This is a genomic window from Cryobacterium adonitolivorans (assembly GCF_004402695.1).
Taxonomy (GTDB): domain Bacteria; phylum Actinomycetota; class Actinomycetes; order Actinomycetales; family Microbacteriaceae; genus Cryobacterium; species Cryobacterium adonitolivorans.
The window spans coordinates 92,632-104,305 of record NZ_SOFL01000008.1 but is presented as its reverse complement, the minus strand read 5'-3'; the positions used below and the strand labels follow the sequence as shown (position 1 = coordinate 104,305).

Annotated in this window: 10 protein-coding genes, 1 pseudogene and 1 riboswitch; of the genes and pseudogenes, 2 read left to right on the top strand and 9 right to left on the bottom strand. The window is 69.4% G+C overall.

Features of this window, described 5'->3' with window-relative positions; all coding sequences use genetic code 11:
* Positions 1 to 40: 40 nt before the first annotated feature.
* The 4 genes and pseudogenes from E3O42_RS02865 to E3O42_RS02850 form a co-directional block, all read right to left on the bottom strand.
* Complete coding sequence (locus tag E3O42_RS02865) at positions 41 to 1,915, bottom strand: ABC transporter ATP-binding protein (protein WP_134452573.1); 1,875 nt, start codon at positions 1,913 to 1,915, stop codon at positions 41 to 43.
* Positions 1,916 to 2,007: 92 nt separating this feature from the next.
* Positions 2,008 to 2,223 carry a hypothetical protein gene (locus E3O42_RS02860; RefSeq protein WP_134452421.1) on the bottom strand — a complete coding sequence of 72 codons (216 nt, stop codon included), beginning with the start codon at positions 2,221 to 2,223 and terminating at the stop codon, positions 2,008 to 2,010.
* A 61-nt stretch (positions 2,224 to 2,284) separates the two neighbouring features.
* Positions 2,285 to 2,666: pseudogene (locus E3O42_RS02855) on the bottom strand (MFS transporter); the annotation flags it as partial.
* 76 nt (positions 2,667 to 2,742) lie between these two features.
* Positions 2,743 to 4,401 carry a sensor histidine kinase gene (locus tag E3O42_RS02850; RefSeq protein ID WP_134452420.1) on the bottom strand — a complete coding sequence of 553 codons (1,659 nt, stop codon included), beginning with the start codon at positions 4,399 to 4,401 and terminating at the stop codon, positions 2,743 to 2,745.
* A 125-nt stretch (positions 4,402 to 4,526) separates the two neighbouring features.
* Between E3O42_RS02850 and E3O42_RS02845 the strand changes: the two genes are divergently transcribed.
* Complete coding sequence (locus E3O42_RS02845; protein ID WP_134452419.1) at positions 4,527 to 4,895, top strand: response regulator transcription factor; 369 nt, start codon at positions 4,527 to 4,529, stop codon at positions 4,893 to 4,895.
* Between the two features lie 66 nt (positions 4,896 to 4,961).
* Here E3O42_RS02845 and ribH read toward each other — a convergent pair whose 3' ends face one another.
* From ribH to E3O42_RS02820, 5 genes are all read right to left on the bottom strand, one after another.
* On the bottom strand, positions 4,962 to 5,435 hold the full coding sequence (gene ribH / locus E3O42_RS02840; RefSeq protein ID WP_134452418.1) for a 6,7-dimethyl-8-ribityllumazine synthase: 474 nt from the start codon (positions 5,433 to 5,435) through the stop codon (positions 4,962 to 4,964).
* Positions 5,432 to 6,694: a GTP cyclohydrolase II gene (gene ribA, locus E3O42_RS02835; protein WP_134452417.1), complete on the bottom strand. Its 1,263-nt coding sequence runs from the start codon at positions 6,692 to 6,694 to the stop codon at positions 5,432 to 5,434. Before ribA ends, ribH begins: the two co-directional genes overlap by 4 nt.
* Positions 6,691 to 7,392, bottom strand: a complete 702-nt coding sequence (locus E3O42_RS02830; RefSeq protein WP_134452416.1) for a riboflavin synthase — start codon at positions 7,390 to 7,392, stop codon at positions 6,691 to 6,693. Before E3O42_RS02830 ends, ribA begins: the two co-directional genes overlap by 4 nt.
* A 9-nt stretch (positions 7,393 to 7,401) precedes the next feature.
* Positions 7,402 to 8,487 (bottom strand): bifunctional diaminohydroxyphosphoribosylaminopyrimidine deaminase/5-amino-6-(5-phosphoribosylamino)uracil reductase RibD, encoded by a 1,086-nt coding sequence (ribD, locus tag E3O42_RS02825; protein ID WP_241984588.1) that lies wholly within the window; start codon positions 8,485 to 8,487, stop codon positions 7,402 to 7,404.
* An 84-nt stretch (positions 8,488 to 8,571) separates the two neighbouring features.
* A riboswitch (FMN riboswitch) is annotated at positions 8,572 to 8,704 on the bottom strand.
* Between the two features lie 75 nt (positions 8,705 to 8,779).
* Positions 8,780 to 9,682 carry a sugar-binding transcriptional regulator gene (locus E3O42_RS02820; protein WP_134452571.1) on the bottom strand — a complete coding sequence of 301 codons (903 nt, stop codon included), beginning with the start codon at positions 9,680 to 9,682 and terminating at the stop codon, positions 8,780 to 8,782.
* A gap of 240 nt (positions 9,683 to 9,922) precedes the next feature.
* On the opposite strand from E3O42_RS02820, the gene E3O42_RS02815 reads away from it, so the two are divergent.
* The gene (locus tag E3O42_RS02815; RefSeq protein WP_134452570.1) at positions 9,923 to 11,644 is read left to right on the top strand and encodes a glycerol-3-phosphate dehydrogenase/oxidase; all 1,722 of its coding nucleotides are present in this window, start codon (positions 9,923 to 9,925) and stop codon (positions 11,642 to 11,644) included.
* Positions 11,645 to 11,674 lie beyond the last annotated feature (30 nt).

Genomic DNA, 11,674 nt, shown 5'->3' with positions numbered 1-11,674 from the left:
GCCTTTTGCGGCATCTCGGCGAACAGCTCGCGGGTGTTGGTTAGACCAACAGCTGGTGCTTGGCGAGGTCGCGGTACAGCGGAGTGGAAAGCACCAGCTCGGAGTGGGTGCCGGTGCCCACGACCTCGCCGTGGTCGAGGACCACGATCTGGTCCGAGTCCACCACGGTGGACAACCGGTGCGCGATCACGATGAGGGTGCGGTCCACGGCCACGGCGTCGATGGCCTCGCGCATCAGCTGTTCGTTCATGCCGTCCAGGCTCGATGTGGACTCGTCCAGCAGCAGGATCGGCGGCGCCGCGAGCAGCGCCCTGGCGATCGCCAGGCGCTGGCGTTCTCCGCCGGAAAGCTTGACGCCGTCCTCGCCGACCGCCGCGCCGAGGCCGGCCGGGTCACGGTCGAGTACTTCGCCGAGGTTCACGGCGTGCAGCACGGCCACGCATTGCTCGTCGGTGGCGTCCGGCGTGGCGAGGGTGAGGTTGTCACGCAGTGATCCGGCCAGCACGGGCGCGTCCTGCTCCACGTAACCGATCTGCGCACGCAGGTCGGTGCGGTCCAGGCTCCGGATGTCCAGGCCGCCGAGCCGCACCACGCCGGAGTCGGCGTCGTAGAACCGCTCGATCAGCGCGAGGATGGTGCTCTTGCCGGCGCCGGACGGCCCCACCAACGCGGTGCGCAGGCCGCGCGGGGCGCTGAACGACACCCCGCGCAGCACCGGCGTCTGAGGGGCGGGGGCGGCAGCCGAGGTGATCGCGTCCGCGCCGGGGTCCACGGTGGCGAGCTGCTCGCCGGTGGCGGCATCCGTCGTGGCGAGCACGGTGGGGGTGTAGTGGAACCGCACGTCCTCGAAGGAGATCGCCGGCGCATCCGGGTTGACCCTGGCGTTCGCGGCGCCTACCACAATGGCCAGCGGGGCGATGTCGCGGTCGAACTGGTCCTCGCTGGGCAGGTCGATGATCTCCTGAATGCGGCCGAGCGCACCAAGCGCCGAGTTGACCGAGGTGATCGCGCCGAAGAACTGGCCCAGCGGCATGATCATCATGAACAGGAACAGGATGAACGAGACCAGGTCGGCGATGGTGATGCTTTCGGCGGCCACCCGGAAACCGCCGACGCCGAGCACGACCAGCAGCGACACCTGCAGGGCTATACCGGCGATCGGCACCACCAAGGCCGAGACCTTGGCGACCTTGATGCCCATCTGCCAGGCGCCCTCGGCATCCTTTTCGACCACCGCGATCTCGCGGGCGGTGGCGTTGGCGGCGCGCACCGTGCGTACGGCGCTGATGGCCCGTTCCACGCTGGCGGCCAGGTCGCCGACCTTGGTCTGCGCGGCCAGGCTGGCGGTGCGGATGCGCCGCGACAGCAACACCACGGTGACTACCGACACGGCGATCACGAGCACCGTCAGGCCGAGCAGCACCGGGTCGATGATGAGCATCGCGATGATGGCCCCGATGAAAGTGAGCGACCCGCCGATGGCCTCGACCGCGCCCTGGGTGAGGACGGCGCGCAGCAGGGTGGTGTCCGAGCTGACCCGGGAGACCAGGTCTCCCGTGCGGCGGGCGTCGAACTGGCTGATCGGCAGGTTCAGCATCCGCCCGATCAGCCGGCGGCGGCTGGAGAGCACCACGCCCTCGCCGGTGCGCTGCAGCAGGTAGTGCTGGTAGCCGCTGATCAGCGCGGAGACCACAACGAGGGCGACGAGCGCGGTGACGATGTTGTTCAGCGGATCGCCGGCCTCGACGAGGGTGATCACCTGGCTCACCAGCAACGGCTGGGCCAGGCTCGCGGCGGCGCCGAGGACGCTGAGCACCACGACCACGCTGAGCACGGCCTTGTGTTCGGATAGGTAGGGCAGCAGCTGGCTGAAGGATGCCCGCGGCCCCTCGGCTTGAGCGCTGCGACGGCCCATCCGGGAACGCGGTTTCGGTGCGGGGGTCTCGGACGAGGCTGTGCCGGGGGTAGTCGTACTCACCAGTCGAGCTTAACCGGCGCCGGCCCGGATTATCTGCGGCCGTACTTCTTGTGCACGGCCTGGCGGGAGACCTCGAGCGCGAGGGCGATCAGTTGCCAGGAGGAGTTTGAGTTTCGTGCTCGCCGCACGGCGACGGCCTCGGCCCGGTCAAGCTCTCCGCGCATCGCCTTGATCGCCCGCAGCGCGGTGAACGGGTCACCCGAGCCGGCGTCGCCGATCAGTGTGCGTCCGGTGTCATCCAACATGATGTCAACGCTAGTTGACAGCCTGTGCCCGTGTCAACCCTCGTTGACACGGGCGCCCGGGTCAGCGCTCCAGGTCGAGGTCGCGGGTCTCGCGGCTGAGGTACAGCGCCACCAGGGTGATCAGGCCCATCGCCGAGAGGTAGATTCCGACCCAGAACGGGCTGCCCTCACCGAGGGTCCACAGCCACACGGCGATAAACGGGGCAACGGCAGCGCCGAGGATAGCTCATGTTGTAGGCGAACGCGGAGCCGGTGTAGCGCACCTGGGTGGGGAACAGCTCGGGCAGCAGGGCGCCCATCGGTCCGAACGTCATGCCCATCAGGGTGAAGCCGAGGATCAGGAAGATCATCACGCCGGGGAACCCGGCGCCCAGCAGCGGCACGAACAGGAACCCGAACACCACGATGCCCGCGGTGACCCAGAGCAGCGTGCGGCGGCGGCCGGCGGTCAGTCGTCTGGGGCGGACGGGGTAACGCTCAGGAACAAGAGGTCGGCCGCTTGTGGCGGCCTGTTGCAGCCTACATTCGCGCTGGCGCGCCGGACGAATCGGACTCGGGGGCCGCGGCGGCGGCCTGCGGCGGGACGCGGGGGAGGGCAACGGTGACGTGGGTGCCGGCGCGGCCGTCGGACTGCAGGTCGATGGTGCCGCCGAGCCTGTCGACGAGCCCCTTGGTGAGGGGAAGCCCGAGCCCGGTGCCCGCCAGCAACTCGGCGCTCGCCGACCTGAAGAACCTGTCGAAGACCCGCTCGATGTCCTGAGGAGGGATGCCGACGCCGTTGTCGCTGACGGTGAGCAGCAGGCCGTCGCCGTCGGCGGTGCAGCCGACCCAAACCTGGCCGTGCGGGGGAGTGAATTTGACGGAGTTTGAGACCAGGTTCGTGAGCACCCGGCGCAGGTCGGCGGAGGAACTGCGCATATCGAACGGCCCGGCGCCGAACTCGGCGGTCAGGCTCACCCCGGCGGCGTGCGCCTGCGGGGCCAGTTCCTCGACGCACTCGGCCACCAGCGCCGCCAGGTTGATGGGCTCGGCCTGGTCGGCATCGGACTGGGTGCTCATCTTGGAGAGGTCGAGCAGGTCCTCCACCACCTGCGCCAGCCGGTGCGAGTTGCGCACGATAACCCGGGTGAACCGGGCCTGATCGGCGTCGAGCGCGGTGTCCTCCAGCTCTTCGGCGAAGCCCAGGATGCTCGTGATCGGGGTGCGCAGTTCGTGGCTGACCGATGAGACGAAATCGTCCTTCTGCCGGTTGAGCTCACGCAGGGCGTGCACCGCCTCCCGTTCCCGGGTGAGGACGTCGTCGCGCTGGGCAAGCTCGGCGGCCAGCAGCAGAACCGAGCTGGCGTAGGTGACCAGGAAGATTTGCACGAAAGACCCGGCCGTAGCGATGGTGGTGCCCGGGCTGGAGGTGACGTAGCCGACCCCCATCGTGGTCAGACCCGACGTGACCAGCGCCGTTCCGCACAGTTCCCAGGCCACGATCCGGATGCCGAACCTGAACGCCGCCCAGGTGAGCAGGGGCAGGATCAGGAAGGAGATCGGCAGCAACCGGCCCGGCCCGTACGCCACGCCGAGCAGCAGGAGCATCACGCCCACATGGATGAGTAACTCCAGGCGGCGCTCCGGCCGGCCCCGGCTGCTCTGCACCAGGGCGAGCGGAACGAGAACGAAGACCGCGAACGCGTGCGAGGGGACGGCGGAGAGCAGCACAGTGCCGAAGTCAGCACTCTCGAACAGGACCAGGGTGCCCGCCGCAACGACCCCGATCGTCACGGCACCGCACACCGCCGCGATGGCGAACCGGAGCACCTCGCGCACAGTGTGCAGCCGGGCGGGTTCGTCGCGGGTGGCCAGGATGCCGGTGACCACCATCGCCTCCAGGGCGTTGGCCAGCCCGAATCCGATGGCCACGGGCAGCGGCCGGCCGCCGCCGAGATTCGAGGCCACGCCGACCACGGCAACCAGTGCCGCCACCACAACGCGTTCCCTGCCCCTGGCCACGCACATGGCGAGCACGGCCGCGGCGGCGGCGGGCCACCAGTGAGCGACGCCGGTCTGCGAGGGCGGCGCCGCGAGAGAGGCACGGCCGAGGCCGTAGGCCATCAGCAGGAGCGCGAGTATTGCCGCATACCGCCAATGGCGCGGCGCGGCCCAAAGCCAAGCGACGACATTGTTCACCGGCGTGGTGTCTCCCCCTGTGAAACCGACCGCGGCGCGATTGGATAATGTCAACGTAGCGTGTCGTGTGCCCACTGCGGGTGACACACGCGAAAGTTTGAACGCCGATTCAGGGGACACGCCGAATGCCACGCATATTGATCGTCGAGGACGACGAGGACGTCAGGGCCCTGATCGGCCACAAACTGCGCCGGGCCGGGCACGAGGTGTCTGAGGCGGGCGACGGCGAGGAGGGCCTCGCGGCCGCCCGAGCCGGCGCGCCCGACCTGATCGTGCTGGACTGGATGATGCCCAAGCTCACGGGAATCGAGGTGTGCGCGCAGGTCCGCGCTGACACCGCGCTGACCCAGCCGCGCATCCTGCTGCTCACCGCCAAGTCGCAGGACAGCGACATCGCCTTGGCCATGGCGACGGGCGCGGATGGTTACCTGATCAAGCCGTTCCGCGCCAACGACCTGCTCGAACGGGTCACCGCGCTCCTGGCGCCCCGTTAGCTCCGCCAGCGGACGCCCCCATCCCGTTGGTCGAGCCAGTCGAGACCTCGTGGGCAAAGCGGCCGCTTAGCGCTCGCGCAGGGCTTTGAGTACCAGGGCCGTGGCCAGTGCCGCGGTGGCGGCCTCCTCGCCCTTGTCCTCCTTCGAGCCTGGCAGTCCGGCCCGGTCCAGGCCCTGCTGCTCGTCGTCGAGGGTGAGCACGCCGAAACCGACGGGCTTGCCGGTGTCCAGCGCAACCCGGGTGAGGCCATCGGTCGCCGCCGCCGACACGTACTCGAAGTGCGGGGTGCCGCCGCGGATGATCACACCCAGCGCCACCACCGCGTCGGCGCCGCTGTCCAGCGCCACCTTGCTCGCAACGGGCAGCTCGAAGCTGCCGGGCACCCGCACCAGCGAGTAGCTGGCCCCCGACGCCTCGAGCACCCGGGTGGCGCCGGCGATGAGACCGTCGGTGATCACGTCGTGCCAGCGGCCTGCGACGATCACCACCTCCAGTCCGGTGCCGTCGACGTCAATGTCGGGGGATCCTGCTCCACTCATAGTGCGAGTCCTTTCACGATCTGGTGTGCTGAGATTTCGTGGCCCATGCGGTCACGCTTGGCGGCGAGGTAGTCCTCGTTGTGGCTGCCCACGCCAACGACCAGTGGCACCCGCTCGGTGACCGTCACGCCGTAGGCCTGGAGTTGGCGTACCTTCTCCGGGTTGTTGGTGAGCAGCCGCACCGAGCGAAGGCCAAGCTCGTCGAGGATGGCGGTGGCCGCGCCGTAGTCGCGGGAATCTGCCGGCAGGCCCAGCGCGAGGTTCGCGTCGAGGGTGTCCAGGCCGTCCTCCTGCAGCTTGTAGGCGCGCAGTTTGTTGATCAGGCCGATGCCGCGACCCTCCTGGCCGCGGAGGTACACCACCACGCCGCCTTCGCGTTCGATGGTGTCCAGCGCGGCCTGCAACTGCGGCCCGCACTCGCACTTGAGCGAGCCGAAGGCCTCGCCGGTGAGGCATTCGGAGTGCACTCGCACGAGGGCGCCGTCCCTGGGGCTGCCGGAGACGATCGCCACATGGTCAGCCCCGGTCATCCGGTCGCGGTACGCGCGGATCTGGAACGAGCCGTGCTCGGTGGGCACCGTGGTCTCCACCTCGAAGTCCACCCGCGGTGATTCGCGGATCGGGCTCACCGAGGCGAGGTCGTCGTCGCAGTGGAACTCCTGCAGGTGCGCGATGAGGTCTGCGATGGTGATCACCGGTACGCCCTCGCGCTCGCCGAGCACGAGCAGCCCGGGTAGGCGCATCATCTCGCCGTCGTCCGCCACGATCTCGGCGATCCCGGCGACGGGGGTGAGTCCGGCCAGCTTCATCAGGTCGACCGCGGCCTCGGTGTGGCCGTCGCGCTCCCGCACCCCGCCGTCCATGGCCCGCAACGGCAGGATGTGGCCGGGCCTGTTGAGGCTGGCCGGCGTGGACGTCGGCTCGGCCAGCACCCGCAGGGTGTGCGCCCGGTCAGCGGCGCTGATGCCGGTGCTCAAGCGATCGGCGGCGTCGACGGTGACCGTGTAGTTGGTGCCGCGCGGGTCCTCGTTGTTCAACACCATGACGGGCAGGTCGAGGGTGTCGGCGATGTCATTGGTCATCGGCGCGCAGATGAAGCCGCTTGAGTGGCGCACGGTCCAGGCGATCCACTCCTGGGTGGCCAGCTGTGCGGAGATGATCACGTCGCCCTCGTTCTCGCGGCCCTCGTCGTCGGCGACGATGACGGGCTTGCCGAGCCGGAGTGCCGCCAGTGCGGTGGGGATGTCGGCGAGGCTCATGGGGTGCTCCTTAGAACGGCGGATGGTGCGGATGTTTCGGATGGGACGTCGGAGGGAACGGCGGGTTCGGCGGCGGCGCGGTCGGTGGCGCTCGCCGCGAGGGCGAGCATCCGCTGCACGTGCCGGGCGAGGATGTCGGTCTCCAGATTGACCCTGTCGCCCACCGCCAGGCCGCCCAGCGTCGTGGCGCCGAGGGTCTCGGGGATCAGCGACACTTCGAACCACTGGTCGGGCCGGCCGGCGGGGGAGATGGTGCTCACGGTGAGGGAGACTCCGTCGATGGCGATCGAGCCCTTGTCCACCACCAGCGGCGCCAGGCTCGCATCGAGGCTGAAGCGCACGACCCGCCAGGCGTCGCCCTGCACGACGTCCAGCACCGTGCCGGTGCCGTCGATGTGGCCCTGCACGATGTGGCCGCCCAGGCGGCCTCCCACCAGTGCGGCGCGTTCGAGGTTCACCGGTGCGCCCTCGGTTATGCCGGCGAGGGTGGACATCGACAGGGTTTGCTCCATGACGTCGGCGGTGAAGGTATCGGGGGTCTGCTCCACCACGGTGAGGCAGACGCCGTTCACCGAGATGGAGTCGCCGTGCCCGGCGCCGTCGACTACGAGCGGGCCGCGGATGGTGAGGCGGGCGGCATCCGCCGTGTGCTCGATACGCTCGACGGTGCCGAGCTCCTCAATGATTCCGGTGAACATGGTGGTCCTTCAGCTTGTCTCTGCCGGGGTGGCCCGGGTGGTCTGGTCGGTCTGGTCGATAGGACTGGTCTCGTCGGCGCCGGCCGGCCGGGCGACCAGCAGGATGTCCTCGCCGAGGTACTGCAGCTCGCTGATCCGCAGCCGGAGCTGCCCGTCGATGCCGGCGACACCGATGTCGCCCAGGGCCAGCTTGTCTCCGCCGAGCAGGGTGGGCGCGAGGTAGATGAGGTACTCGTCGACCAGGCCGGCCCGCACGAACGCGCTGGCCACGGTGGGGCCGCCCTCAACAAAGACCCGGCGGATGCCGCGCTCGTGCAGTTCACGCAACAGGGCCGCCACGTCGTGCCCGGGTATGAACCATGGGGTGAGCGGATGCCGGCGCACGGCCGCGTCGGCCGGCACCGGCCGGCACCCCACCACCACGGGCCGCGGCTGGTGCGGCAGCAAGGCGCCGTCGGCGGCTCGGGCGGTCAGCGACGGGTCGTCGGCCAGGGCGGTGCCGGTGCCCACCAGGATCGCGTCGGCGCGGGCGCGGCGCTCGTGCACGTCCTGACGGGCGGCCGGCCCGGTGATCCAGCGGCTGGAGCCGTCGGCGGCGGCGGCGCGGCCGTCGAGGCTGGAGGCCCACTTCACGGTCACGAACGGTCGGCCCAGGCGCGCCGAAATCAGCCAGTCGGCGAGGAACGCCTCGACCTCGTCGGCGAGCAGGCCGCCGGCAACGTCGATCCCGGCCGCCCGCAGGCGGGCGGCGCCGCCGGAAGAATGCGGCCCGGGGTCGGCGACGGCGTAGACCACGTTTCCCACGCCGGCCTCGATGAGGGCCAGCGCGCACGGGCCGGTGCGGCCAGTGTGGTTGCAGGGCTCGAGGGTGACGACGGCGGTGGCGCCGCGGGCGGCATCCGCGTCGAGCTGGGCGAGGGCATCCACCTCAGCGTGGCAGGTGCCGGCGCCGCGGTGCCAGCCTTCGGCGAGGACCTCGCCGGCCGGGCTGAGGATCACGCAGCCGACCCGGGGATTGACGCCCTCTGCCGGTCCGTTGCCCGCCAGCTGCAGGGCTCGGCGCATGGCGCTTGCGAGCGTGTGCTGCTGGTGCATTCCCTGTCCCGTCGTGTTGACGCTCTCCGGGAGGGGGTTTTTCGCGTACGCGAAAACCGTCGACGGTCCACCAGGAACCATCGATTCGTGCGCCTCCCATCCGGACTTTAACCGTCGGTGCTGGAATTTCACCAGCTCAACTAAGAACCCAAACATCGGGTTCCCGCTCGCGGACTCTCACCGCCGGTTCGGATTCTCACCGACCCCGGAGCACGTTTCTTATAGTCAGTTATATCTCAACGCGCACCGCTCCGAAGTATTCCCGACGTAACCCGACGGCGTCTCGGAGTCCTCAGGCGCTGGCGACCAGGGCTCGGGCGGTGCTCTCGTCGACGAACAAATCGGTGATCAGCTCGGCCTTCAACGCCCCGCGAAGGCTGGGCAGCTTGGCTGCCCCCGAGACGACGCAGAGCCGCCGCGGGGTGCGCCGCAGGACGTCGAAGTCCGGACCGGTGCCGCGGGTGTTCAGCGGAATCCCGTCGGTGGAGCCGTCGGCCCGGTAGAAGATGGTGGCCACGTCGCCCACCACGCCCGAGCGGCTGAGCGACGCGTAGTCCGGCTCCTCGAGGTAGCCGCCCGCGTAGACGTGGCTGGGCACCTCGGAGAACGGCGAGCCGAGGCCGAACAGGGCCACGTCCATCCGAGCCTGCATTTCGAGCAACCGGCTCACGCTGCGTTCGCGCCAGAGCGCCTGCTTGGTTGCCGGGCTGTCGAAGAACGCCGGCACCGGGAACTGGTGCACGTGCGCGCCGAAGGCGTAGCCGAACCGGCCGAGGATCTCGCTGGCGTAGCTGAGGCCGGTGGTGCGCATGTTGCCGGCGCCGTTGAGCTGGATGATCTGCGAACCGTGGGTCTGCTTGGGCGTCACGTGGCGGCTGATGGCGTTCATCGTCGACCCCCAGGCGATGCCCATCACCATGTTCGAGTCGAAGAACTGGCCGAGAATCCGTGCAACCGAGAGCGCCACCCGCTCCAATCTGTCGACATCCGTGGCGTGATCGGGCACCGGAACGACGTGCGCGGTGATGTGGAACCGCTCCTGGATGAGCAGTTCGAGGCGGCTCGGGGCGTCCAGGGGGGAGCGGATCTGGATGTCGACGAGGCCGGTAGCGCGGGCGTGACTGAGCAGGCGGGACACCGAAGAGCGGGAGGTGTGCAGCTCGTGGGCGATGGCATCCATGGTCAGGTCCTGCATGTAATACAGGTGCGCGGCCGTGAGGGCATCCCGCACCCGATCGGACTGCGACTCGTCGACGAGGCTCACAGCCCCTCCTTGCACGTTTGTTCACCCGGCTTGACCGGATGTGATTGATCTACTCAAGCTTGATTAATCCATATGGAGGGCCCCCGCGCAAACCCGGCTGGGCCGTCCGCATCAATTCGGCCGGGTACCGCCCGGCCGAAGTACGAACAAAGGTAGTGAACAGTGCAGTCCATCCCCGTCTCCTCGCCCGCTGATTCCGCCCGATCCGCCCTCGCCCAGCGCCCGCACGCGAAGGTGCTCATCATCGGCGCCGGCATCAATGGCATCGCCACCTTCCGCGACCTGGCGCTGCAGGGTGTGGACGTCACCATCGTCGACCGCGGCGACTTCGTCTCCGGCGCCTCCGCGGCGTCGTCGCACATGATCCACGGCGGCATCCGCTACCTGGAGAACGGGGAATTCAGGCTCGTCAAGGAGTCGGTCACCGAGCGCAACGGCCTGCTGAAGATCGCCCCGCACTACGTGAAGCCGCTGAAGACCACGGTGCCGATGTTCTCCGCGCTGTCCGGCGTGCTTGCCGCCCCGCTGCGCTTCCTCACCCACAAGCAGGGCAAGGCGCAGGAGCGGGGTGCACTGCTGATCAAGGTCGGCCTGGTCCTCTACGATTCTTTCTCCCGCGACGGCGGCTCTGTGCCCAAGCACGAATTCCACGGCCGCAAGAAGTCGCTCGAGCGCCTCCCGCGGCTGAACCCCGGCCTCAAGTACACGGCCACCTACTACGACGCGTCGATGCACGACCCTGAGCGCCTCGCGCTGGACGTGCTCCGCGACGGCCTCGACACCGGCGAGCACGCCCGCGCCGCCAACTACGTCGAAGCGGTGGGGATGGATGCCGACGGCGTGCGCCTGCGCAACACCGTGACCGGTGAGGAATTCAGCTTCGCCGCTGACGTCGTCGTGAATACCTCCGGCCCGTGGACCGACCTGACCAACTCGGCGCTCGGCCAGGCCAGCACCTACATGGGCGGCACCAAGGGTTCGCACATCGTGCTCGACCACCCGGAACTCCTCGCCGCGACCGGCGGTGGCGAGATCTTCTTTGAGAACAACGACGGCCGCATCGTGCTGATCTACCCGCTGGCCGGCCGGGTGCTCATCGGAACCACCGATCTCGAGCACGACATGACCCAGCCGATCCGCACCACCGAGGACGAGATCGACTACTTCTTCGACCTGGTCAGGCACGTCTTTCCCGACATCACGGTGGACCGCTCGCACATCGTGTTCAGGTTCTCCGGCGTGCGCCCGCTGCCTCGGCACGACGACGAGGCTCCCGGCTTCGTGTCCCGCGACTACCGCATCGAGTCCAGCCCGCTGGGCGAGCGCCCCGGCACCCTGCTCAGCCTGGTCGGCGGCAAGTGGACCACCTTCCGCGCCCTGGCCGAACACCTCAGCGGCGACATTCTCACCCTGCTCGGCCTGCCGCGCACGGTGTCCACCGAGGGGCTCGCCATCGGCGGCGGCAAGGACTTCCCGGCCACGCCCGCGGCCCACACCGTCTGGCTCGCCGCGCACGGCGACGAGGTCGGCCGCCCGCGCGCGCAGGCCCTGCTCACCCGGTACGGCACCCGGGCCGGCGCAATCATCGACTTCCTCACCGAGCAGCCGGATGCGCCCCTGGCACACAACCCGCTGTACACCCGCCGGGAGATCGAGTACCTGGCTCGCGAAGAGGCGGTCACCCACCTGATCGACCTGCTGCTGCGCCGCACCAGCCTTGCGTTCGTCGGCGGGCTCAGCGTCGACCTGTTCGTCGAGCTGGCCGGGGTGCTCGCCCCCGTGCTGGGCTGGGATGCCGCCACGAGCGCCGACGAGGTGGCCAAGGCCACCCGGCAGCTGCGTGAAGTGCACGGCGTCGACCTGGCAGCCGCGGACTCGGTGCACTCGCTCTAGAACTTCCCACTACTTCGGAGGGAGCGGAGG